The following is a 24,537-nucleotide window of genomic DNA, read 5'->3' as shown; positions in this document are numbered from 1 at the left end:
TCTTTGGACGTCCCTCCTTATTCTACCATCCTATCTGGAAAATGCAGTAAAAAAAGACCCGCCGATGCGACAGGCCGCACAGCAGGTCTTTTGGATGGATTGCTAGACTTCCAGTTTTTTCGCGAGCGTCTCTTTGTTCAGCACGTTTCCAACCAGGAAGTTGCCGAATTCGCCAAAGCGCGCACTCACTTCGTCAAAGCGCATTTCGTAGACGATATGCTTGAACTCCAGCGGATCGTTGGCGAACAAGGTGACGCCCCACTCCCAATCGTCGAAGCCGATGGAGCCGCCGATAATTTGCTTCACGCGGCCAGCGTAGGAGCGGCCGATCATGCCGTGGGAGCGCATCATTTCCTGGCGCTCCTGCATGCTCAGCATGTACCAGTTGTCTTGCAGGTCGCGCTTTTTGTTCATCGGATAGAAGCAGATGTGCTCCCATTTTGGCAGGATCGGATACAGGCGGTCGCGGACATGCGGGTTCGCTTTTGGATCTTCTCCCGGGTTATGTACGTAGTTGCTCAGCTCGACGACAGATACATACGAGTAAGGAGCTTCTGTATAGGAAGCAAAGCGGGTTTTATTGAAAGCAGTCTTGATCTCGTCGAGTTCTTGCATGGTCGGACGCAGGAACATGAACACGAGGTCTGCCTTGTGTCCGAGGATGGAGTAAAAAGCGGTGCTGCCCTGGTTCTCGGCTTCGTTGGCTTCCCATGTGCGGATCAGGCCGTTCAGCTCGTCCAGCGCTGCTTGACGCTCTTCAGCCGAAGCCGCTCTCCACTTTTCCCAATTGATGGTGCGGAAATTATGATACGTGTACCAACCTTCTAATGTAAGCAACGCTTCGTTTGCGCTCATCGAAAATCAGCTCCTCTAGAAAAATCTGGTCAACCTCATGGCAACACTCCCAGTATAGCATAAGGGACGAGCATATATTCGGAACAGATTGGTGAACAACAAAGAAACAAGCGGCGCCCGGCGGCTACCGCTTGTCTTCGCTGCTCGCTGCGGCCACGCCAAGCTGGCTCGCCGCAGCCTCGTCTACGATCACTGTCACATCCGGGTGAAGCTGGAGCAAGGAAGCGGGCACATCCGCTGTCGGCTCGCCTTCCAGCATCAGCCGCACAGCTTCTGCCTTCGCCTCGCCGCTCGCCAAAAGCACGACTTTTTTCGCGCCGAGAATCGTCTTGATCCCCATTGAGACAGCTTGCGTAGGCACTTCCTCGACGCTTGCAAAATAACGGGCATTCGCTTCGATCGTGCTCTGCGTCAGTTGGACCACGCGCGTCGTCGACTCGGCGGATGAGCCTGGCTCATTAAAGCCGATGTGCCCGTTGTTGCCGATCCCGAGCACCTGAATGTCGATTCCGCCCGCTTCGCGAATCGCTTCCTCGTAGCGCGCGCATTCTTTCGCCAAATCTTTCGCATCGCCTGCCGGAACGTGCGTTTTTTCCTGCGGCAGATTGATATGGCGGAACAAGTTTTCCTGCATGTAGGCGCGATAGCTTTGCGGATGGGCAGAGGACAGGCCGACGTATTCATCCAGGTTAAAGCTGCTCGCCTGGGAAAAATCAATCCCCTCCTCCTGATGCAGCTTCACCAGCTCCCGGTACATGCCTACGGGAGTGCCGCCCGTCGCCAGCCCCAGGACGGTCTGCGGGTGGTTTTTCACTTCCCGAGCGAGCAGTTCCGCCGCTTTGCGGCTCATCTCCTGATAGTCTTTGACAATTACGAGCTTCAACTCATCTCACCTCAGTCAATATTTTCTCTCCAGCACGGCCTTGGCCGTCCGTTCCTTGTACGTGAGCGCTTTTTCCTTGTTGCGCAAGGCAATCGTCGTGCAGATGACGTCCAGCACGTGCAACTGGGCGATTTTCGCCGCCAGCGAGCCGCCTTGCAGCGGGCCTTCCTGTGCGGCGGTCAAAAGCGTAATATCGGCCACGTTCGTAATCGGCGAGCGGCGGTAATGCGTGATGCAAATGATCGTCGCGCCGGCTTCCTTGGCGACTTTCAGCGAGTCGATCGTGTCCTTGGTGCTGCCTGACACGGACAGCCCGACCGCCACGTCTCCCGGTCCCAATGTCGCCGCCGCCATCGCCTGCAGGTGCGACTCGCTCATCGCATCGACCCGCAGTCCGATCCGCAAAAACGCGTACTTGGCGTCCTGTGCCGTCACAGCGGATGTTCCCACTCCGTAAAAGTGAATCGTGCCCGCCTGTTGCAACAGCTCCACGCAGCGCTCCACCTGCTCCGGATCAAACAAGGCCGCCGTATCGGCAATCGCCTGCTGATTCGTCGCCGTTACTTTTTGCGCCATCGTCTCCAGCGAATCGTCCTCGCCTACTTCGCCGTGCAAGTTTTTCACCGGCGCAACCAGCTCCTGCGCCAGCGCCAGCTTGAACTCCTGATAGCCGCGAAAACCGATCTTCCGGCAAAAGCGCAGCACGGTCGTCTCGCCCACGCCCGCCTTTTCCGCGAGGTCGATCACGGATGAGTAGATGACGCTGTCTGTCTGCTGCAAGACGATGCTCGCGACTTTTTGCTCCGATTTCGTAAAGGAAGGCAGAAGACTTTGGATATGCAAAAGCGTATTGTTTTTCAGCCCCGGATTGGACAGCTCCTCGGTGTGTCCTGCCATGTCGCTCCCCCCTTGGGTCATAAGCCCGGTCTCGTTCGTATGATTGCCGAATTTTTCGGATCGAAGCTTGCTTTCTACCGCCATTATATCAAAAATGGAGTTATCCGCCATTGTATTTTCTAAAAGTGGAGTATTTCTCCAAAACCAAAACAGTCCTCTTTTCTAACACCGGCTATTCTGACCAAAAAGAGCAGTTGCCTGTTGACAAAAACATTCCTACATAACCATCTATCTTGAATTCTTAGTCAGTGAAAGTGCTTTTGTAACAGAATTACTTGAAATAGGAAAACATTTGTAATTAAATGACGATAGGAACAATTTGGTAAGAAAAAAGTGATCGTATTGTATACTCCTGTTCTAATGAAGAGGAGCATGAAGTATGGAAGTAATTATTGGGAGCAATTCGGCCCGAAAATAGGACGAAACGTCCGGCTTTTTAGTGATCTTGAACACGACCACTGGATTCTTGTAGAAACAAACTCCGATATTGTGGACTTTTGTGAGCAACCACTAGAAACTTCTGTACTGGTAGATGGTTCACATGTCAAATCTGTTCCGGATATGTGGGTTCGCTACAAGAATGGCAACGAGTGTGTTCGGCAATCGAAAAGTGCCGAATTTTGCTGCGATAATTTTTATCAATATGCAGCAATAAGTAGCTTTTATGCATGGGTTTGACATGGAGCCTCTATGGGTATGATTTGTTACGAAGGGCGCTACCAAAGGATTCGTAACGGCTGACAAGCCTATCATACCCACCTCTCCATGTCAAACCCAGTTACTTTAACATGCATAAGTAATTGCTGCAAAATTAAGCACTTTTACTATGCAATTTACAAACGAGTCATTTTTTGAGGTTAAGTATGAGAAGTAACTCTATGGGACAAGCTCCAAGTACCTTCGAACGAAACGTCAGATCGAGGCACAAAAATTGTGGTGCGAATTGAATGGATATCATCACAAAGTGATAACAGATCGTACTGTCCGTGGTAATGCTGTGTTTCTCTCCAATATGAAACAAATGGTTTCCTATCTACAACCAAAGAGAAACCTGACAGAAATCGATGATCTCTACTTGTTTAGTATTATTGGAGCGAACCGTATCTCAGTTCAGGATATCTATCGTTGTCTTCAGCATTTAGGAAAATCAAGAATCAATGAGACCTTGTTTCGGTTGATTTATGAAAACCAAATACACGCTGATCTAAGTTCTACTCCTTTTGATTTGGATACGGAAGTGTGGCCGTATGTCCAGAAGGAAAATCACTGAAAGTGACCTCATCGCTTCTTCCAACAAAAATCTGTGTAATTGGCCCACCGTAAACCCAGATGCATTACAAGGTGAAGCAAAAGAACTGCTTCTAAAGAGGAAGACAGCCGTCGAACTATACATGAATGAGTAATGAAAAGATATGCAACAGATTGAGGCTTTAACTGGTATAGAAAGAACGCAGATCTGGCGGCTGGTAAAACGATGTCTCACCGAAGATGGTCAGGGGGGAGGAAGTGAATAACGTACTTACAAATGAAACTCTCACCATAAGGGAACGTATACAGAAAAATAGAAGAATCGTTAGGAGGTATTAACAAATGAAAACTTTTGCATTCGAAAAGGAATTATCTGTTCAGCATCAGAAAGTCATTTCATCATTACCGGAACTTATTAAAAGAGCAAAAAATGAAAAAAACCCTGAATTTCCAATCGCGGATAACGATATGATAATAGCCGTTGCTGCAATAAATGCTAGTTTAAGTGCTTTCATAAATGTTTTAAACAGCTATGACAGGCATATAAAAGAAAAGTTATTAGAATTAGAAACCCAAATTAATAAACAAGAATAATCTTGCTTAAGACACAACCTATAAACTATTTCTACTCGCTCAATATTGTCAAAATAATCATAGACCAGTCCTAACACTTTCAGTGTTTTGGGGCTGGTTTTTATTATCGAGAGTTATCTACACGGTTAAAATATTTCTCAGATTGTTATAGGTTAAAAGTGTGATCAGTAGAATTATCAGTTGCCTGTGCGCCAAGAATAATTTAGTATCGGAGGTCGAATCATGGCATAATATACCATTTATGGAAATAGGAAAATAATAATTGAACTATCGATTTAGAAGTTTTAGTTAATCCATAAATATGTGGGTCTATATACTTATTTCCAATTTAAACCGAAATTTTCCGTTTACATCCAATTTAGGTTGATATATTTTACATATGTAAGTTATTACAAGAAAAGGGAGAGAAACAAATGAAAAAGCAAATTCTTGGATTTATCCCCTGCCTCGCATTAGTAGCATCCCTAGGAGTCCCGGTTTCGTTTGCGACGGAATCAAACAAGGACATTGTCGACATCAGTATTGCTGAAGCTGTTGAAACAATCAATGTTGATGAACTTCCTAGTCAAGTTGAGTTTGGACGAGCACCTTCTGAGAATGATGGGGCAGTTTCTACGCTAAGCTTCGATACAATGGCCACTGCAGCAACTAACTATGGATCTGTAAAGGTTGACAATTTAATTTACAACTATTACTCGGAGGGAACTACAGATCCAGACAGTGTACTGTATTCAGTGACAGCACTTACATCAATTTTCAAATACGAAGGGGGGAAATGGGTAGAAAAGGATGCTGGAAAGAAAGATTTTAGAATTGGGCAAACTGCTAAATCTAACGCAGATGCCTTTGATGGATTAGCTCAAACATATCGTGGCGTTTCTCAGCACTCTGTTGCATATGCAGGTGAAGTTTTTCTTGTATACACCATGGATGACCAACTATAACATAACTAATAGCTAGGAAAAATATATCAGAGAGAAATTCCTCTCTCTGATATATTTATTGAATGTCGATAGTGCGTCAACTCAACGCAAATTGCGGTTGAAATCTGACGTTTTATTTTTTAACACTGGATGGGCATTATTTTACATACTACGATCGACTTATAAGTGTTTAAGAAAACATTCAATAAACAAGGGAGAGAATAATGATTACTAATGTAAAAACTAGACTAGCCATGTTGATTGTTCTTATGTGTGTTTTGTGTATTTCCTGTAACCAAAAAACAGATCAAGTATTGCATTTAGAAAAAAGTGCATTAAAGGAAATACAAAATATACCTAATAAACTCACTGAGAATTACAACTTTATGTTTAGATTTGAATTAGATGATAACGATGTAATTAAACTGAACGAGATTAAATATCCTTATTACAAGCTTAACGGCAACAAGACAAAAATTAAGGTACAACTTTTTTTGGCAAATGATATTACTGATACGAATGTAAGCATTATAGCTTTACAAGGAAATAAACGATTAAATGTAAGTGTTGATGGAGATACTTGGTATTCAGCAGCAGTATTACCAATACCAAACAAATCAAAGGGTGTATTAGAATTTTATGTTAATTGGGATAGAAATGGAGAAGAAGAACTGATTTTATTCCCTATAATAGATAAAATTGGAACTTACTACTCAGGGGTAAGTGCCGGAATTGTTCGGCTATTTATTGCACAAGATAAAGAATATAACTTTACAACCGCAGATATAATGAAACACAAAATAGTTGAAAACAAAAATACAAAATATGTGCCTGTATTAGAATGGTTGAACTCTAATAATTCAAAAATCAAAATCAATATGACTGAAGATGGAATGGCATATACTACCGATGATTATCAAAAGTTAGAAATAAGCGCAATTTCTTATGAAACAAAAATTGACCTAATGTACATTAATGATCAAGGAGAAACAGAATTATTAGCTGAAAACATAACTTTACAACCAAATACAAAGAAAATTATCGAATTCAAAAATGATAAGATTAAAAAGCTCTTAAAGAAAAACTCTAGGCATTTCGTTTTAGTGCTGAACAATAGAAATGAAGAAATGTTATCAGATTATTTAGCCGTTAATAGTAAATTTAAAAATGTATCGACCAACTTTCAGCAAGTGATAGAAATATATCCTACAATAACTCCTTGAATAGAATCGCACGTCAATGGAGAATCGATCAGAAAGAGAACAGGGATGTCTCCGAGATCGGATTCAAAATTAACAGATATCTTGGCTTTTCGACAGGTATCGTTTCTGTAAGAATTGAAGTCTGAGGAGATCCTTAGTCGGATATGCGCGAAGGTTTCGTATTAATCCTATAAACTTCAGTTCATGAAAACAACATTTCATGAGCTGAAGTTCATTTGAATTGAATGAAATTACCTGTGCACTTACAGATAGGACTTTGGGATCCCAAATAATTGTGAGGACAGGTAAAATCTATACCCTTGGTCTTATCTAATCCAGTATTAAACAACAAGAGTATATTTTCTTAAGTTGTTGCCATAAACCGGGCGTTAAAGTAAAGTTGCAATAATGTTGTAATGTTTTTGTCAACAGACAGCAGTTCGCTCCCCCTGAAAACATACTGTTCTCCACAAAAAACGCCGTTCGCCTCCTGAAGCTGCGATATTGCTAAAGCTTCCATTGCCAACAAAAAAGCTTTCCCCCGCAAGCGCCGCCTGCAAGAGAAAGCTTTGTCGAACATCCGTTTTTTACGAGAACACGCGGTAGCCAAGCATGATGACGACTACCAGCACGACCAAACAGCCGATGAAAAAGCCAATGCTGCCTTCCTGTCTCTTCGCCCGGCCGAGCGACATTTCGATCAAGCCGAAGGCGATGATCGCGAGCAAGCCTTTCACGTAAAAATAAACTTCGCTGGCATGGACGGTGAACAGCATCCACGCGCCGGATACGAGAATGATGACCATCATGAGTCTGAGCAGCATATGTACGATTTTTCCGGCCTTTTCCTTGCCCGCGCGGTACAGGAAGTAGGCTACGATCAACAGCACAATCGCGACTTCCCAGCCACCTACGTGGGACTCGAGCAACGCTTTATACGGCACAGCATTCAACCCCTTTTTCCCTCATTTATACTTGTCCCAGCCATTATAACAGAAGTGTCGGTAAAAAGCAGATGCCCCGATGCGTGGCAGTATTGTGACACGGTTATATGCCGGGCTGACTGGAAACCGTCGCGCCGCTGGAACACGTGTAGTGTAGCCCCCACATAAACAAACCGCGTGCAAAAGAGGCCGCCACAGCGTGCAGCCTCTTTGCCTCTGCCTATCTTTATCTATCTTCGCCTCTCGTCACCGCAGCAGGAAGCCGTCTTTCAGCGGATCGCTCGGGTCCACGACAAACTGGTGCAAGCCGGTAATGAAAGCCCGGCCTGCGATGGACGGAATGACCGCCGGGTAGTCGCCAACCTGCGTCGTTTCCAGCACAGTGCCGACGAACTGGCTGCCGACGATCCCTTCGTGCACAAACCGTTCCCCGACCACGAGCTTCCCTCTGGCATAGAGCGTCGCTACCCGCGCCGCCGTACCTGTGCCGCACGGAGAGCGGTCGATCTGCTTGTCGGCGAAAACGGTCACGTTGCGCAGTTCGGAGCCTTCCACGCGCGGATCGTCGGAAATAATTACCCCGTATATGCCCGCCAGCTCAGGTTCAAGCGGATGAACGACCGCAAGCTGCGCCTCGATCTGCTCCTTGATCCGGCTGCCCCACTCTTGCAGCGCCGCCAGTTGCTCGATTTCGACCTGGACGCCGATGTCTTTTGCCTGCACGACCGCGTAAAAAGCGCCGCCAAAGGCGATATCGACGTGGAACGTACGCCCCTCCCACTCGATCGGCACGTCCTTTGCGAAGACGAAGGACGGGACGTTTTCAAATGCGACTGACTTGACGCGCGTCCCTTCTGTCTGGGCGCGTGCGACGATCTGGCCTGCGGGGCTGTCGATCACGATGCGCTCCGCCGGGTCAGCCAGCCGCAGCAGCCCGGTCTCGATCGCCGCCGTCACCACCGCGATAATTCCGTGGCCGCACATCGTGCTGTAGCCTTCGTTGTGCATGAACAGCACGCCAAAGGCCGCATCCGGGCTGACCGGGGCCGTCATGACGCAGCCGTACATGCCGTGGTGGCCGCGCGGCTCGTACATCAGCACGCGGCGGATGTGATCCAGCTCCTCGCGAAAATAACGACGCTGCTCCAAAATCGTCTCGCCCTTGAGCGGCGGGATGCCGCCCGTGATGATCCGCAGCGGCTCCCCTCCGGTGTGGGCGTCGATGGTCGTAAACAACTGCTGGATGTTCATCGTCCTCCCCCCTTTGTCTGCTCGTTTTCGCTGTTTACCACGCGTATTTGATCGCGCACGTTTTCGTCGCGCTGTAGAAGTCGAGCGCCGCCTGCCCCTGCTCGCGCGTATGCGAACTGGACTGCTTCATCCCGCCAAACGGGGCCTGGTATTCCACGCCAGCCGTCTCCTGATTGACGCGAACCATGCCTGCCTGCGCCACGTCCAAAAAGCGGTGGGCACTCGCCAGATCGCGGGTGAACAGCGATGCGCTCAGCCCGTACACCGACTGGTTGCACAGCTCGATGGCCTCGTCAAAGCCATCTGCGGTCAAAAGCACGGCCAAAGGCCCGAACACTTCCTCCTGAACCAGCGGATGATCGGCGGCCACTCCCTCGACGATCTGCGGGCGAATGTAGTAGCCCCGCTCCGCCTCTGCATAGGCCGGACTTTCTGCCACCAGCCTCGCTTCGGCTGCCGCGAGAGACACGTACCGCCCGACTGTCTCGTACTGGGCCGCGGAAGATACAGGTCCCAGGTAGGCGTCCAGATCGGAGGCATCCCCGACCTTGCAAAGCGAGATCGCAGCCTGCAAGCGCTCGACCAGCGGCTCGTAGATTGCTTTTTCTACAATGATCCGGCTCGTCGCCGTGCATTTTTGCCCGGCCGAGCGAAAGGCGCCGCTGAGCAGAATCGGCACGGTTTTGTCCAGATCGGCGTCGGCCAGCACGACCGCCGCATTTTTTCCGCCCATCTCGGTCTGGTATTTGATGTTGCGGCCCGCGCAGGCGATGGCGATCTGTCTGCCTGTCGCAGACGAGCCTGTGAAGCTGACAGCGTCCACCGCCGCTTCCTCCGTCAGAGCCGCCCCGATTTCCCTGCCTTTGCCGATCACCAGATTGAGCACCCCTGCTGGCAGCTTCGTCTCGGCAAAAATCTCCGCCAGCCGCGTCGCGGTCAAAGAGCCGTTTTCAGCCGGCTTCCAGATCACGGCGTTGCCGCAGATCAGCGCCGGAGCGATTTTCCAGAGCGGGATCGCGACGGGAAAATTCCATGGCGTAATGACAGCCACGACACCGAGCGGTACGCGGCGGCTGTACTGCAAAACATCCGTATCCGCAGACGGAATCAGGCTGCCATGAGCGCGCATGCCTTCCCCGGCGTAGTAGCGCAGCAGACTGATGCCGCGCGCCACCTCTCCGCGCATTTCGCCAAGCTGCTTGCCCATCTCCCGGCTGGCGAGTCGCGCCAGGCTGTCTGCGTGAGCCTCCAGGGCGCTAGCCATCTGATACAGCACTTCCCCGCGAAAAGCGCCTGTTTGCCGTGCCCACTTGCCTTGCGCCGCGCGGGCTGCGTCAGCCGCCGCGAACGCATGCGAGCGGTCGGACAAGTGCAAGACTCCCACTTCTTCTGCGAAACGCGACGGGTTTTTCACCGTCGCCTCTGCTCCTTTCGGCGTCATCCATTCGCCGCCGATCCAGTTTTTGCTATGCATGCCTGACCTGCCTCCTTATCGTCCGCTGGCTGCGCCGACTGCGTAGTCAAACGCCTTTTTGATGCCCGCATAGTAGTCGTCTGCGAGCGGGAGGCGCGGCGGACGAGTCGGTCCGACAGGGAATCCGGCCAGCTCCATCATGTACTTGATCGACTGGACGAGCTGCGGGCTCGCATCGTAGTGGAACAGCGGCAGCAGCCTGCGGTACAGCGCTTGCGCCTCCGCGAGCTTGCCTGCCCGCGCCAGGCGGAACAGCTCCACGCCTTCTTTTGGCAAGGCATTCGGCACGCCCGCGATCCAGCCTGTCGCCCCGATCAGCCCGCCTTCCATGACCAGATCGTCCACGCCGACCATCACTTCCAGGTCCGTCTGGGCGAGAATGTCCTGCATGCGGCGCACGTCCCCGGAAAACTCTTTGACGGCCACGATGTTTTCCAGCTTCGCGAGCCGGGCCAATATATCCGGGGTCAGGTCGATCTTGTAGTCGTGCGGGTTGTTGTAGGCGATGATCGGCAAGCCGACGGTGTTCAGCGCCTCGTAGTGGGCAAACACTTCGTTTTCCAGCGGCTTGTAGTTGATCGGCGGCAGCGCCATGACGCCCTCTGCTCCCGCATCTTTGGAAAATTGCACCCACTCCACCGCCTGGCGGGTCGAAGGCGCCGCCGAGCCGACTACGACCGGGACGCGGCCTTTTGCGGCGGCGATGACTGTATGGATGACTTTCGCCCGCTCTTCGCCTGTCATCGTGGCGTATTCGCCCAAGGAACCGGATGGCACGAGGCCGTTTACGCCTTCCTGGATCAACCAGTCGCACAGCTCTGTCAGTCGCTTGTAATCTACCTCGTAATCGTGCGTAAACGGCGTGACGATCGCTACATATACCCCTTCAAATCTGCCCATCGTTCATTCTCCTCTCAACTCTCGGTTTCAATGGTCCGTCGCGGCCGGAATCAGCAAAAAGCCGTGTGCCAGCTCGTCTTCAGGATGGTAAAAAATCGTGTGCTTGCCCGTCAGCCAGGCGCTGCCCGCAATCCGCGTCACGACAGCTTGCAGGCAGCCTTCCTCGGCAGTCGCGAGTACAGTCCCGATAAACAGCGAGCCGACAATGCTCTCGTGGACAAACGGCTCGCCTATGCCGATCTGCCCCTTGGCAAACAGCGTCGCCAGCTTGGCGGACGTGCCTGTGCCGCACGGCGAACGGTCGATTCCGCCCGGCGGCACGACGACCGTATTTTTCACATCCGCCCCTGGCGTGCTCGGGTCTGTGTAAAACTCCACATGGGTCAGCCCGCGGATAAACGGCTTCGCCGGATGGACGACTTCTACCGCCTGATTGATCGCTTTGCGGATGCGTACAGCCGTGTCGACAATCGTAGCGGCATTGGCTGGCACCAGCTCAAGCCCGAGCGCCCGCGCGTCCGTGATGGCGTAAAAATTTCCACCGTAGGCGAGATCGCACGTAACCGGACCGATGCCCTCCACTGTGACGGTCACGTCCTGCTTGTACAGAAAAGCGGGGATGTTCGTAAACGAAACTTCTTTCGCCTTGCCCTGCTCGACCTCGATATCCACCTCGACCAACCCTGCCGGGGTATCGAGCTTGAGCCTCGTCAGCGGCTCGCTCACGGGGATCATCCCGGTCTCCACCAAGGCTGTGCACAGCCCGATCGTGTCGTGGCCGCACATCGGCAAATAGCCGCCGGTTTCGATGTAGATCACGCCTACGTCGGCCTCGGGATGGCACGGCTCCACCACGAGAGCGCCTGACATGACGTCATGGCCGCGCGGCTCGTACATCAGCAGGGTGCGAATCCAGTCGTATTCCTTTTGCATGTGCAGCATCTTCTCTGCCATCGTCTCCCCTTGGAGCTTCGGCAGGCCGCTGATGACGGTGCGGGTCGGGTTGCCCCCGGTGTGCGTGTCCACCGTCGTAAACACTCTCGCTGCTTTCATCGCTGCAGCACCTCTTTTCTCGTGAATCGGTCGTAGCGCAGCGGCTCGGTGGGGATAATCGTGTCCGTCTGCTCCTGAAGCAGCTCGGACATCAGCTTGCCCGTGACCGCCGCCAGGCTGATGCCGTCCCCTTCATGCCCCGCCGCAATGAAAAAGCCGGGAACTTCCTCGACGCGGGAGATGATCGGCAAATGGTCCTCTGTCCACGGACGCAAGCCGCAATAGGTGCGAATCAGCGCAAAGTCGGCGATCTTCGGATAAAAGCGGAGCGCCCTTCTCGCCATGCACCGCACGACATTCAGATCAATGCGCGTGTCGAAGCCGACGAACTGGCGGCTGGAGCCAATCAAAAAGTTTTGGCTTTCCGTCGGTTCAAACACCAGCGCCACCCCGTACTTTTCCGTCTCGGCGTCGACCTGCCGCACCCCGCCGAACTTGGAAATCAAATAGCCAAACTCCATCACCTTGCGAAGCCCGACCGGAAGCTGGCGGGAGGCGACGAGCAGATGTCCTTTTCGCGGCACGATCGGAATATCGACGCCGACCATCTGCCCGATGACAGGCGCCCACACGCCCGCCGCATTTACCACCTGCCGCGCCGTCATGCTGCCAGTGCTCAGTTCAAGCTGAAACGCTCCCGTCGCCTCGTCGCGGCGAAGCGCTTTGACCTCGGTGCGCCGCATAATTTTGGCCCCGTGCTTTTTCGCCCCATCAAACAGGGCAAAGGTCAGCATGTACGGATTAACCGTAGAGTCTGTGGCGCACTCCAATCCGCCGAGCAAATCGTCGGCGAAGTAGGGCGACTCCTGCCTGATGTCTGCGCGGTCGAGCATCCGAAACGGCAGGCCCGCTTCCTTTTGCCGCCGCACCCATTCGTTCGCCGCCTCCATCTCCGCCTCCGACTCGCACACGAGAATACTGCCCAAAGCCCGGTATTCAAACGAATGCTCCAGCTCCCGGGTCAGTTGGGCGACGAGCATCTGGCTTTGCAGGGACATCTGGCTGTCAAAGCCGGGGTCCTTGTCAATCGCCAAAATGTTCCCGTCACAACGCGAGGACGTACCTGACGCCAGCTCGCCTTTTTCGAGAACGACCACATCCAGTCCGGCCTTGGCCGTGTAGTAGGCAATCGCCGCGCCGATGATGCCGCCGCCGATTACCGCAATCTGCGCATGGGTTTGTCGTGTCATGGCTGATTCTCCTCAACAGCTTTTTGCTCAACAGCTTCTCATCAAATCGTTTCACCTGTTCCTTTTTGCAAATGCCGTGCCAAACCCGTATAGCGAAGATTCGCAAAATTTCTGTCTAAATTGTTTTACAACCTGATGAGCAACTGTATAATTACTGAGAATGTGTTTACATTTTTATACACTCCCTGCAAAGGACTGATCGGAATGAACCACAAGCTGCCAGCCTTGACAGAGCTGATGCAGACGAATATGCAGATTTGCCGCGAGCACAACCAAGCCTTTCGTTTTCGGCAAGCAGCAAAAGACATTCCCGTGTTTGCTCTGTTGCCTGCAGGCTGGCACGTCGCCTGTCCCGCGCACGCAAACGCGGATGATGCTGCCGGCTCACCCGGCGACAGCACGCCGCTCCATTGGGCAAAGACGGTCGTGGTCGCCTGCGACAGCACGCTCCCCCAAGCCATCCGCCTGCTCGACACATACAGCTACCTTCTCGTTGCCGATGCAGCGGGCGAGCCTGTCGGCTATCTTGAACGCGCTTCTGTCCTGCAAGCGGTTTTCACCGCTTACGAAGTGCTGGAGGCGTACTTCGATACGATGATCCAGACGATGGACGCCTCGATATCCGTCATCGACGAACAGGCGCGGGTCATGGTCTGGACCGAGGGGGCCGAGCGCATTTTTTCGTTGAAGGCAAAAGACATCCTCGGCCGCCCGATCACCGACTTTTTCCCGCGCGACATGCTGGAGACGCTCCGGTCGCTGCAAAACGGCCAGTCGCTGTACCGTCACCAGCACCAGCCGCGCGAGGACCTCGTCGTGCTCATCAACACCAAGCCGATCTACCTGCATGAGAAAATCATCGGCGCCGTCGCAGCCGAAACCGATATCACCAGCCAGGTTCGGCTGAACCAGGAGCTGTTGAACGCGAACAAAAAAGTGAACCATTTGCAGCAGGAAGTGGCCAAGCTCAGCTCCGCGCCCGATCCGTTCCGGCAAATCAAAGGCACGAGCCTCGCCATTCGCCAGATCAAAGCAATGATTCAAAAGCTCGGCGCCACCCAGGCGACCGTCCTGATTATCGGGGAAAGCGGCGTCGGCAAGGAGCTGTTCGCCAAGGCGGTGCACGACGTGCGGGAAGGCGCAAACGCCCCGTTTATCGCCATCAACTGCGGCGCGATCTCTCCCACTCTGTTTGAGAGCGAGCTGTTCGGCTACGAAAAAGGAGCCTTTTCCGGCGCCGATCAAAAAGGGAAAAAAGGAATGATCGAGCTGGCCCGGGGTGGGACGCTGTTTCTCGACGAAGTAGGCGAAATGCCGCTCGAGATGCAGGTGAAGCTGCTGCGCGTGCTGCAAGAGAAAAAGTATTATCCGGTCGGCGGCACGAAGCAGATCGAAGCCGATTTTCGCGTGGTCGCGGCCACGAACAAAAACCTGGAAGAAATGATCCGCGAAGGGAAGTTTCGCGAGGACTTGTATTATCGGCTCAACGTCGTCACTCTCGCCATCCCGCCTCTCCGCCACCGGATCGAGGACACGGTCGAGCTTGCCCATTTTTTCCTCTACGAGTTTTCCTTGCGCTACAATCGGCCCATCCACGCGATCTCGCAAAACGTCATGCAAAACCTTTTGCAATACGACTGGCCGGGCAACATTCGCGAGCTGCGCAACGCCATCGAACGGCTGGTGGTCTTCGCGACGGACGGGATCATCAAGGAAGAGGATTTGCCGTACTCGCTGCAAACGAAGGCCAAACAGTCGCCCGTCCAACTCCCGGACGATCTCTTCTCTTTGCAGGAGGAGCTGGAAGCCCACGAACGCCGCGTCATCCAGCGGGCCATCGAGCTGGAAAACGGCAACAAGCAGGCGGCAGCCAAACGGCTCGGGATCTCAAGGGCGACTTTGTATAACAAGTTGAATAAGCAGTCTTGAGCCTGGCTTGGATACAAAAGCAACGCGCAAGGGGAGCCAGGGGGCCTCTTTCACTCGATTACGCTCACGAAGCTGAACGCAGTCTGTATGCTGACTCTGCTGAAGCGGCACCAAGCAGGGAACAAGCACGTATCAACTGCCAAGCAGCTCGGCCTCTCCAGCCTCCTTATACACCAACGCTGTGCAAGCATGAAATATCCCGTCTCACCCTCGGACCGCGAAACGGGACGTTTTGGCTCGGCAGCAGCGCCGTCATGCCAGCCTCGCCTCTGTTCACTCGAAGCTGCTGTCCCCTAACGGCGGCGCCTGCTCGTGTTTTTCCGGAGAAAAAAGCTGCAAAAGCGCAGGCGCAGCTCCCGGCAGCTTCGCCCCTTTTTGGGCGGCAACACCTCAGGCAAAATGCGAATCAATTCCATAGTTGATTCCTCCTTTGTCGTTGTGGCACAGCTTTGTCCGCAGCTTCGGGACGCGCCAGCGCCTGCGTGCGGCAGATCACAGGCGCGCGCTTGCTACCCGTACCCGTCGCCGCGACTGCATACGATTGCCGCTACTCGCAAAAAAAGCCCCCGACCACGCTGCCTCCCTCTATCCGCAAAAAGCATCCATCACACCTGTGCGGCTACGACAATCTTCCCGATCTTCCCCCCGATCTGCACGATCTCGCCCCGTTCGCCCGTTACTCGACAGACGTCCATTTCCAGTCGATGGCGCCCAAGCCGTCCTGGAAGACGCCTTTTACTTTGTCGTTTTTCACCCACGTATGCGTGTAAAAGTAAATCGGCACGATCGGCATTTCATCCATCAGGATTTGCTCGGCTTCCCGCAAGATCGCCTTGCGCTTTTCCGGATCTTTCTCTGTCGCGGACTGGTTCAAAAGCTCCTTGAACTTCGGATTTTCCCAGCGCGTGTCGTTGTTTCCGCCGTCCTTTTCCTTGAACAGCTCCAGGAAGTTGATCGGGTCGTTGAAGTCGCCGGACCAGCCGAGACGTCCCACCTGGTAATTCCCTTCGTGCATCGTTTCCAGGTAAACTTTCCACTCCTGATTTTCCAGCTTCACTTCGACGCCGAGATATTTGCGCCACTGGTCCTGAATCGCCTCGGCAATTTTTTTATGTCCTTCCGACGTGTTGTACACGAGCGTAATCGGCGGCAGCTTGGAGAGGCCGAGCTCTTTCATGCCTTCTTCCAGCAGCTTTTTGGCGGCTTCCTGATCGTTGTCCTTGAAGTAACCATCCGGGTTCAATGCCATCGTGGGAGGAACAGCGCCCATGGCAGGCTGCTGATTGGCTTGGAGAACGTTGTCAATCAGCGTTTGGCGGTTGATCGAGTAGGCAAAAGCTTTGCGGATTTTTACATTGTTAAACGGGGGTTTTTCTGTGTTGAACTTGTACCAGTAGGTCGCACCGACTGGCTTTACTTGCAGTTTCCCGCTGTCTTTCAAAACAGGCATGGCATCAATCGGCAGCGAACTGAGCGGCGCACCAGCCCAGTCGATCTCGCCATTTTCAAACATCGACAGCTCTGTATTTTCGTCCTCTACCATGGAAAATTCGATTTTGTCCAGCTTGACGCTGTCTTTGTCCCAGTAGTGGTCGTTTTTGACCAATACCATCTTGTTCTTGTGCTCCCAGCTCTCCATTTTGAACGGACCGTTTCCGATATGCGTCTTGGCGTCGCCAGCCCAGTTGTCCGCTGACTCGACCACTTTTTTATTTACCGGGAAATAAGTCTGGAAAGCTGTCAGCTCCAAAAAGAACGGAGTCGGATTGGCCAGCTCTACTTGCAAAGTTTTGTCGTCAAGCGCTTTGACTCCGACTTCGTCCAGGCTGCCGTTTCCTTTGTTCGCTTTCTCGGCGTTTTTGATGTAGTAGAGCTGGTAGGCGTAGTTGGAAGCGGTCTTAGGGTCCAGGGCACGCTTCCAGGCGTATTCAAAATCGTGGGCGGTGACCGGATCGCCGTTGCTCCAGTGCGAGTCGCGCAGCTTGAAGGTGTACGTTTTCAGATCGGGAGACACCTCGATTTTTTCCGCAACTGCCTCCTCCGGCTTCCCGGAAGGCCCAATCCGTGTCAGCCCGTCAAAAAGAGCCTTCACGATTGCCGCAGAAGTCGTGTCCTCCGCCAGTCCCGGATCGCCTGTCGGCGGCTCAGAGTGCAGGTTCCAGCGCAACACTTGTGACCCTGAAGATTTTTCCGCCGGGGCTGGCTGAGCGTTTCCTTGTGCTTGTCCAGAAGCCGCTGGCTCGCTCGTTGTCTGTGCTGCCTGCTGTCCCCCTCCACATCCTGCCAGCGCCGTCCCTAGTACCGCGATACTGCTGATTAATGCGAACATACTTTTTTTCACGCGATCAACCCCTTGTCTCGAAAATGATTAACATTTCACAAAATACTGAATTTGCAAAATGTGTGCCAACAGGAAAAAGCGGAAAACTTCGACACGCGCCAACTGACTGTACATATTTTTATACACCTGATAAAAAGACTGTTTCAGCTATTAGACACACACGCTGGAACTGGCAGCGTTCGCGCATACAAAAAGACCCTCGACTTTTTGCCGCAGTCAAGGGTCCTGGTTCTTTTCTACAAAATGATGAGTTCGCGCGGCGAATGGGTCAGCACATCGTTGCCTGTTTCGGTCACAACGAGATCGTCCTCGATGCGGACGCCGCCCAGCCCCGGGATGTAAATGCCCGGCTCGACGGTCAGGACCATGCCTGGTGCGAGAATTGCCTCGCAGCGTACAGACATGAATGGCTCCTCATGAATGTCCAGTCCGACGCCATGCCCCATCCCGTGGCCGAAACGCTCGCCATATCCGTGCTGCGCAATATAGTCCCGGGCGAGGGCGTCTGCTGCTTTTCCCGAGATTCCGGGGCGAATGCCCGCCACTGCGCGGTTGCGCGCCTCCAGGACGATGGCGTAAATTTCTTTGAGCTGTTCATTCGGCTCTCCGACCGCCACTGTACGGGTAATGTCCGAACGATACCCTTGATACAGCGCGCCGAAATCCATCGTTACCATGTCGCCAGCTTCGATCTTTTTGTCGCTTGCTACCCCGTGAGGCAGAGCGGAACGATGACCGGAGGCGATAATGATGTCAAAAGCAGAGCCTGTCGCTCCTTCCTTGCGCATGAACATTTCCAGCTCATTAGACACATCGAGCTCGGTGATGCCTGGACGCAAAACAGTTAAAATATGTGCGAAAGCGGCGTCCGCAATCTGCGCCGCCGTCTTGATTTTTCCCAGCTCGTCCGGGGTCTTTCTCATGCGAATGCCCTCGATCACCCCCGCGGTAGGCAGCAGGCGTGCCTTGACGACGTCGGCGTATTTGCGGTGCAGGGCAAACGTCATGTTCTCCTCTTCAAAGCCCAATGTGTGGATGCCCAGCTCCTGGGCCTGGCGGGCGATTTCTCCGTAAACAGCGTCTTTCGTCGGCAAAAACACGATCTCGAAGTCCGTTGCCTGGGCTTTTGCCTGCTCGGTATAGCGAAAATCCGTAAACAGCTTGGCCTCATCCCGGGAAATGAGTACGACGCCGTACGTTCCGGTAAAGTTGGTCAAATAGCGGCGATTTTGCCCGTTTGTTATGAGTATTCCGTCTATTCCCCATGCATCGAATTGTGCGCGCAGTCGCGTCAATTTGTCCATTCTGGTCATCCCTTTCAGCCTCTGTGTCATTTTCGTTCTTTTATGCAAGCAATCCTCGTGCCAAGCGCGCAGGCCACCCTCTGTTTGCTTCTGTGCCTCGTCTTTATTTTAGCATTCTGCGGGCAAATATGGCACGACACTTGCATTTTGCTAACCGTACCAACGAAAAGGAGGCTTTCAGCATGGACACACAGCAGTTGATCGTTTGCCGCTGCGAGGAAGTATCTCTGGAAGAACTGCTCACGACTGCCCGTGAGTACCAATGCACGGCGCGCGAGTTGAAATTGCGGACCAGAGCCGGCATGGGCTGCTGCGGCGGAAGAACGTGCCGGATTCTCGTCGACCAAATTGTCGCGCAAGCCACAGGCCAAGTGCCTACTCATACAATCCCGCTTGGCTACCAGCCGCCTGTGCGGCCGATCTCGTTTCAAGCGCTTGGAGGGAGAAGCTCATGAGCCAGCGCATCCTCCATCACCCTGTGCTTGGTTCCTTGGAAGAGAGGCATTCCGTCCAGTTTGAATTTAACGGTTCTGTCTACACGGCTTACGAAGGGGAAACGATTGCCGGAGCGCTTTTGGCCGCTGGCGTGCGCACGCTTCGAGTGCATGAAGAAACGGGCAGCCCGCGCGGAATTTACTGCAACATCGGCCACTGCTACGAATGTCGCGTGCACGTGGACGGAGTTCCCACGGTGCGGGCGTGCATGACGCTCGTGCAGGAAGGCATGCGGGTGACAGCAGGTTCCGTTTTGCCGACCCCGTTGAAAAAAGGAGGGCATGCGAATTGATCGACGCTCTCATCATCGGCGCAGGTCCCGCTGGCTTGGCCGCTGCAATCGCCAGCGCCCGGCAAGGACTTTCTGTTCGAGTCGTAGACGAATTTTATCGGCCTGGCGGCAGGCTGCTGGGACAGTTGCACGAGGAACCGGACGGAGTGTGGTGGAACGGGCTGGCCGAAGCCGCACGTCTCGATCAGGAGGCAAAAGAGCTTGGCGTCCAAATGTGCTGTGGGGTCTCCGTCTACGACATTGCCCGCTGTGAAGATCGCTGGCGTATTTCTACGACAGAAGGCGAATGGGAAGCTCCCCTGCTTCTGATCGCTACCGGGGCGTCAGAGACTGCCGTTCCCGTCCCCGGCTGGACGCTGCCCGGCGTGATGTCGATCGGAGCGGCCCAGGTGATGACGAACGTGCAGCGCGTTCGCGTAGGCAAAAAAGGCGTCGTGATCGGCGTCAACATTTTGTCCGTCGCCATCGCGCGAGAGCTGCAGCTCGCTGGCGTACACGTCGAGCAAATGATTCTGCCTCTCCAGTCTGCTGTAAGCGGCAATGCCGGTCACCCGCACGAAATCATGCGGTCTTTGCTGCGCGTTGCCCATCTCGCCCCCTCGCCGTTGATTCGCTGGGGCAGCAAGCTGATGGGCAGCGCGTGGATGCAGCGGCTGGCCGTTTCGCTCTATCCTGCACAGGGCGTGCCCATGTGGGATATACCGATTCATCTGCGGACGGCTGCCTTGGAGATCGTGGGCACCTCACAGGTCGAAGGGGTCCGGGCTGCGCGCATCTCGCCAGACGGCACGCCCGTTCCTGGCAGCGAGCGATTCCTTTCTGCCGATTTCGTCTGCATCGCAGGCGGGTTAAGCCCGCTGGCGGAGCTGGCCGCGATTGCCGGGTGCCCGTTCGCTTACATCCCGGCATTGGGCGGGCACGTTCCGTTGCACAACGAATGCATGCAATCGCCTTTGCCCGGACTGTACGTCGCAGGCAATATTACCGGAATCGAGAGCGCCAAAGTCGCCATGAGCCAGGGAACCGTCGCAGGCCTGGCGATGGCGAAAGCGGCCGGGCTGCTCGCCGACGATTCTTTGCTCACCCAGGCGCTCCACCATGTCAACCATGTGCGCAAAAACGCCACGATCCAGTTCCACCCGGATATTGCGGCTGGACGCGCGCAGGTCGGGAAAATGGCCGCTGCGTGGGCTGGGCGGTAAGGGTTTTGGCATCATGCCTCGGTGCCGAAACGAAAAGAGCAGCCCATTCGCTTACCGTTGCGGATGGGTCTGCTCTTTTTTGCTGCTCATTGTGCTGCAGCAGGGTTGGACTGGCCCATTTCCCCATCGGAAGGGGAAATGGTGTCTTCTGCCATGCTTATGTAATGGTCGACAAGCTCTGGATAAGCTGCCAGCTCCTTCTCTCCTGTAGGGGTGAGAGCGTACACGCCTCGCTTGATCCGCGTGAACCAGCCGTAATAATTTTTGCTGAGGATGGATGACGCTTTGTCTGTCGCTCCTTTTTCTTTCAACGCCTTGGGCGCAAGTGGGCCATAGTGCTGAAGCAGCGCGGCGATCTGAATGCAGCCTTGTTTGTACGCCGTCATGATCTTTGTCTGGTTGCTGCCCCCCACATTGTAATCGCCGTATCTCCCCCGCATCTCCTGAATAATGCGTGCCCGTTTTCTTTTGTTGAACTGCTTGCTTCTTTCCCGATCAAACGGCGCAGGAGCAATGCTCAGCTCCATGACAGCGCCTTTTTTGGGAAAAGAGACGAGGATCAAGCCAAGCTCCAGTCTTCTGATGAGATAAACGACGTCTTGCCACTTTTTCGAAAACAATTTGTATTTGGGCTTCGGAATGGCGACGTACACATGGTCGGTAAAGCGCTGCCGCTTGGCGGCCTGGATGAGCAGCTCTACACTCAAGTTGCGCTTGAACTCGACGATAATCAGCTCGTCTTCCTTGATCGCTGTCAAATCGCAATGATTGACCTCTCCAAAGACCTCATAACCCTGCCCGACAAAATAGTCGCGAATGGGCGCGTACATGTCTGCTTCATATCGTTTGACCGGCTTTTGCTTCATGGGCTTCTCCTTTTTCGCGACTGTTTTGTTCTTCATCTAGCATAGCTATAAATCCAGACGAGTTTGGGCGGCTATATGCAAAAAAAGCCACGCAATAGTATCTGCACGGCTTTTTACGCAATTATTTCGTTCATTCCCTGAAAACTGGATCTGCATGCTTGCTAAGAGATGTGTGGATAAGTCCTCGACCGATTAGTATTCGTCAGCTCCACGCGTTGCCGCGCTTCCACACCGAACCTATCAACCTCATCGTCTATGAGGGGTCTTACCAGCTTAACGCTGTGGGAAATCTCATCTTAAGGGGGGCTTCACGCTTAGATGCTTTCAGCGCTTATCCCTTCCATACATAGCTTCCCAGCCGTGCTTCTGGCGAAACAACTGGTGCACCAGCGGTATGTCCACCCCGGTCCTCTCGTACTAAGGGCAGCTCCTTTCAAATTTCCTACGCCCGCGACAGATAGGGACCGAACTGTCTCACGACGTTCTGAACCCAGCTCGCGTACCGCTTTAATGGGCGAACAGCCCAACCCTTGGGACCTACTTCAGCCCCAGGATGCGATGAGCCGACATCGAGGTGCCAAACCTCCCCGTCGATGTGGACTCTTGGGGGAGATAAGCCTGTTATCCCCAGGGTAGCTTTTATCCGTTGAGCGATGGCCCTTCCATGCGGAACCACCGGATCACTAAGCCCGACTTTCGTCCCTGCTCGACTTGTAGGTCTCGCAGTCAAGCTCCCTTCTGCCTTTACACTCTACGAATGATTTCCGACCATTCTGAGGGAACCTTTGGGCGCCTCCGTTACCTTTTAGGAGGCGACCGCCCCAGTCAAACTGCCCACCTGGCATGGTCCTCTCGCCCGATGAGGGCGACGAGTTAGAAACTCCGTACATCAAGGGTGGTATCCCACCGACAGCTCCACAGAGGCTGGCGCCCCTGCTTCTCAGCTTCCCACCTATCCTGTACATGATGCACAAAGTTCCAATACCATGCTACAGTAAAGCTCCATGGGGTCTTTCCGTCTTGTCGCGGGTAACCTGCATCTTCACAGGTATTATGATTTCACCGGGTCTCTTGCCGAGACAGCGCCCAAGTCGTTACGCCTTTCGTGCGGGTCGGAACTTACCCGACAAGGAATTTCGCTACCTTAGGACCGTTATAGTTACGGCCGCCGTTTACTGGGGCTTCGGTTCAAAGCTTCGCTTGCGCTAACTCATCCCCTTAACCTTCCAGCACCGGGCAGGCGTCAGCCCCTATACTTCGCCTTGCGGCTTCGCAGAGACCTGTGTTTTTGCTAAACAGTCGCTTGGGCCTTTTCACTGCGGCCCCCTCGGGCTCAGCCCACCCAACGCAAGCTTACGCTCATGTTGGGCGGGGACCCTCACCCTACCGGGGCGCCCCTTCTCCCGAAGTTACGGGGCCATTTTGCCGAGTTCCTTAGCAAGAGTTATCCCGCGCACCTTAGGATTCTCTCCTCGCCTACCTGTGTCGGTTTGCGGTACGGGCACCTTGTTCCTCGCTAGACGCTTTTCTTGGCAGTGTGAAATCAGGGACTTCGGTACTAAAATTTCCCTCGCCATCACAGCTTGCCCTTAGCGGTGTGCGGATTTGCCTACACACCAGGCTTACTGCTTGGACGGCCATCCAGTAGGCCGCTCACCCTATCCTCCTGCGTCACGCCACTCACTCAATCGGAACAGAGGTGGTACAGGAATATCAACCTGTTGTCCATCGCCTACGCCTTTCGGCCTCAGCTTAGGTCCCGACTAACCCTGGGAGGACGAGCCTTCCCCAGGAACCCTTAGGCTTTCGGTGGACAAGATTCTCACTTGTCTTTTCGCTACTTACACCGGCATTCTCACTTCCAAGCGCTCCACCGCTCTTTCCAGTACGGCTTCACCGCTGCTTGGAACGCTCCCCTACCCAGTCCATAAGGACTGCCATAGCTTCGGTGATACGTTTAGCCCCGTTACATTTTCCGCGCAGAGTCACTCGACCAGTGAGCTATTACGCACTCTTTAAATGGTGGCTGCTTCTAAGCCAACATCCTGGTTGTCTGGGCAACTCCACATCGTTTCCCACTTAACGTATACTTGGGGACCTTAGCTGATGGTCTGGGCTGTTTCCCTTTTGACGATGGATCTTAGCACTCACCGTCTGACTCCCGGACATAAGTCATTGGCATTCGGAGTTTGACTGAGTTCGGTAACCCGATGAGGGCCCCTAGCCCAATCAGTGCTCTACCTCCAAGACTCTCAAGGGTCCCACCGAACACAAGCTTACGCTCGCGTCCGGCGGGGTCCCATTCCGAGGCTAGCCCTAAAGCTATTTCGGGGAGAACCAGCTATCTCCGAGTTCGATTGGAATTTCACCGCTAGCCACACCTCATCCCCGCACTTTTCAACGTGCGTGGGTTCGGGCCTCCAGTAGGTGTTACCCTACCTTCACCCTGGACATGGCTAGATCACACGGTTTCGGGTCTACGGCAACGTACTTGCGCCCTTTTCAGACTCGCTTTCGCTGCGGCTCCGTCTCTTCGACTTAACCTCGCACGCTACCGTAACTCGCCGGTTCATTCTACAAAAGGCACGCCGTCACCCTTTTAACGGGCTCCGACTATTTGTAAGCACACGGTTTCAGGTACTGTTTCACTCCCCTCCCGGGGTGCTTTTCACCTTTCCCTCACGGTACTGGTTC

Annotated in this window: 20 protein-coding genes and 1 rRNA gene (1 of these 21 cut by a window edge); 7 read left to right on the top strand and 14 right to left on the bottom strand. The window is 53.5% G+C overall.

Translation table 11 applies throughout. The features are described from left to right. Positions 1 to 102: 102 nt before the first annotated feature. The 3 genes from hemQ to M655_RS06845 all read right to left on the bottom strand — a co-directional run bounded on the left by hemQ (position 103) and on the right by M655_RS06845 (position 2,635). A complete protein-coding gene (gene hemQ, locus M655_RS06855) occupies positions 103 to 855 on the bottom strand; it encodes a hydrogen peroxide-dependent heme synthase (protein WP_005834637.1) in 753 nt (250 codons plus the stop codon). Positions 856 to 979: 124 nt separating this feature from the next. Then, on the bottom strand, positions 980 to 1,738 hold the full coding sequence (gene nagB, locus M655_RS06850) for a glucosamine-6-phosphate deaminase (protein WP_005834639.1): 759 nt from the start codon (positions 1,736 to 1,738) through the stop codon (positions 980 to 982). 15 nt (positions 1,739 to 1,753) lie between these two features. Further along, positions 1,754 to 2,635, bottom strand: a complete 882-nt coding sequence (locus tag M655_RS06845) for a MurR/RpiR family transcriptional regulator (protein ID WP_007785845.1) — start codon at positions 2,633 to 2,635, stop codon at positions 1,754 to 1,756. Between the two features lie 1,590 nt (positions 2,636 to 4,225). On the opposite strand from M655_RS06845, the gene M655_RS06840 reads away from it, so the two are divergent. The 3 genes from M655_RS06840 (at position 4,226) to M655_RS06830 (ending at position 6,623) form a co-directional block, all read left to right on the top strand. Continuing rightward, positions 4,226 to 4,477, top strand: a complete 252-nt coding sequence (locus M655_RS06840; protein WP_007787503.1) for a hypothetical protein — start codon at positions 4,226 to 4,228, stop codon at positions 4,475 to 4,477. 413 nt (positions 4,478 to 4,890) lie between these two features. Then, positions 4,891 to 5,421: a hypothetical protein gene (locus tag M655_RS06835; protein WP_007787505.1), complete on the top strand. Its 531-nt coding sequence runs from the start codon at positions 4,891 to 4,893 to the stop codon at positions 5,419 to 5,421. Positions 5,422 to 5,624: 203 nt separating this feature from the next. Next, positions 5,625 to 6,623: a hypothetical protein gene (locus tag M655_RS06830; protein WP_007787507.1), complete on the top strand. Its 999-nt coding sequence runs from the start codon at positions 5,625 to 5,627 to the stop codon at positions 6,621 to 6,623. Between the two features lie 566 nt (positions 6,624 to 7,189). On the opposite strand, the gene M655_RS06825 is transcribed toward M655_RS06830, so the two are convergent. From M655_RS06825 to M655_RS06800, 6 genes are all read right to left on the bottom strand, one after another. Further along, on the bottom strand, positions 7,190 to 7,555 hold the full coding sequence (locus tag M655_RS06825) for a YisL family protein (protein ID WP_005834642.1): 366 nt from the start codon (positions 7,553 to 7,555) through the stop codon (positions 7,190 to 7,192). A gap of 237 nt (positions 7,556 to 7,792) precedes the next feature. Next, positions 7,793 to 8,797, bottom strand: coding sequence for a proline racemase family protein (locus M655_RS06820; protein ID WP_007787510.1), 1,005 nt, complete (start codon positions 8,795 to 8,797; stop codon positions 7,793 to 7,795). 34 nt (positions 8,798 to 8,831) lie between these two features. Then, a complete protein-coding gene (locus M655_RS06815; protein WP_005834646.1) occupies positions 8,832 to 10,271 on the bottom strand; it encodes an aldehyde dehydrogenase family protein in 1,440 nt (479 codons plus the stop codon). 15 nt (positions 10,272 to 10,286) lie between these two features. Then, on the bottom strand, positions 10,287 to 11,171 hold the full coding sequence (locus tag M655_RS06810) for a dihydrodipicolinate synthase family protein (protein ID WP_025844063.1): 885 nt from the start codon (positions 11,169 to 11,171) through the stop codon (positions 10,287 to 10,289). A gap of 27 nt (positions 11,172 to 11,198) precedes the next feature. Further along, entirely contained in the window at positions 11,199 to 12,224 is a 1,026-nt protein-coding gene (locus M655_RS06805; RefSeq protein ID WP_005834650.1) for a proline racemase family protein, read from the bottom strand. Next, complete coding sequence (locus tag M655_RS06800) at positions 12,221 to 13,414, bottom strand: NAD(P)/FAD-dependent oxidoreductase (protein ID WP_005834652.1); 1,194 nt, start codon at positions 13,412 to 13,414, stop codon at positions 12,221 to 12,223. Before M655_RS06800 ends, M655_RS06805 begins: the two co-directional genes overlap by 4 nt. 204 nt (positions 13,415 to 13,618) lie before the next feature. Between M655_RS06800 and M655_RS06795 the strand changes: the two genes are divergently transcribed. Continuing rightward, positions 13,619 to 15,343, top strand: a complete 1,725-nt coding sequence (locus M655_RS06795; RefSeq protein ID WP_026557793.1) for a sigma-54 interaction domain-containing protein — start codon at positions 13,619 to 13,621, stop codon at positions 15,341 to 15,343. A 293-nt stretch (positions 15,344 to 15,636) separates the two neighbouring features. On the opposite strand, the gene M655_RS06790 is transcribed toward M655_RS06795, so the two are convergent. The 3 genes from M655_RS06790 to M655_RS06780 all read right to left on the bottom strand — a co-directional run bounded on the left by M655_RS06790 (position 15,637) and on the right by M655_RS06780 (position 18,988). Continuing rightward, on the bottom strand, positions 15,637 to 15,759 hold the full coding sequence (locus tag M655_RS06790) for a hypothetical protein (RefSeq protein ID WP_286085980.1): 123 nt from the start codon (positions 15,757 to 15,759) through the stop codon (positions 15,637 to 15,639). 260 nt (positions 15,760 to 16,019) lie between these two features. Beyond that, positions 16,020 to 17,684, bottom strand: coding sequence for a peptide ABC transporter substrate-binding protein (locus tag M655_RS06785; protein ID WP_005834659.1), 1,665 nt, complete (start codon positions 17,682 to 17,684; stop codon positions 16,020 to 16,022). A gap of 236 nt (positions 17,685 to 17,920) precedes the next feature. Then, positions 17,921 to 18,988, bottom strand: a complete 1,068-nt coding sequence (locus M655_RS06780) for a M24 family metallopeptidase (protein ID WP_005834660.1) — start codon at positions 18,986 to 18,988, stop codon at positions 17,921 to 17,923. Positions 18,989 to 19,170: 182 nt separating this feature from the next. On the opposite strand from M655_RS06780, the gene M655_RS06775 reads away from it, so the two are divergent. From M655_RS06775 to M655_RS06765, 3 genes are read left to right on the top strand one after another with little or no spacing between them, the layout of a single operon-like run. Next, entirely contained in the window at positions 19,171 to 19,443 is a 273-nt protein-coding gene (locus M655_RS06775) for a (2Fe-2S)-binding protein (protein ID WP_005834662.1), read from the top strand. Further along, positions 19,440 to 19,775 carry a (2Fe-2S)-binding protein gene (locus M655_RS06770; protein ID WP_005834664.1) on the top strand — a complete coding sequence of 112 codons (336 nt, stop codon included), beginning with the start codon at positions 19,440 to 19,442 and terminating at the stop codon, positions 19,773 to 19,775. The genes M655_RS06775 and M655_RS06770 overlap by 4 nt, the downstream gene beginning before the upstream one ends. Then, positions 19,772 to 20,977 carry an NAD(P)/FAD-dependent oxidoreductase gene (locus tag M655_RS06765; RefSeq protein WP_026557792.1) on the top strand — a complete coding sequence of 402 codons (1,206 nt, stop codon included), beginning with the start codon at positions 19,772 to 19,774 and terminating at the stop codon, positions 20,975 to 20,977. The genes M655_RS06770 and M655_RS06765 overlap by 4 nt, the downstream gene beginning before the upstream one ends. 86 nt (positions 20,978 to 21,063) lie before the next feature. Here M655_RS06765 and M655_RS06760 read toward each other — a convergent pair whose 3' ends face one another. Both M655_RS06760 and M655_RS06755 read right to left on the bottom strand, forming a co-directional pair. Next, on the bottom strand, positions 21,064 to 21,843 hold the full coding sequence (locus M655_RS06760; RefSeq protein ID WP_007787529.1) for a DUF2161 domain-containing phosphodiesterase: 780 nt from the start codon (positions 21,841 to 21,843) through the stop codon (positions 21,064 to 21,066). Positions 21,844 to 22,015: 172 nt separating this feature from the next. After that, a 23S ribosomal RNA gene (locus M655_RS06755) occupies positions 22,016 to 24,537 on the bottom strand; it runs 497 nt beyond the window's last position.

Source organism: Brevibacillus sp. NSP2.1 (genome assembly GCF_000470975.2).
Classification (GTDB): Bacteria; Bacillota; Bacilli; order Brevibacillales; family Brevibacillaceae; genus Brevibacillus; species Brevibacillus agri.
Note: the sequence above shows the minus strand (reverse complement) of the source record. Positions and strands in the feature narration are given on the sequence as shown.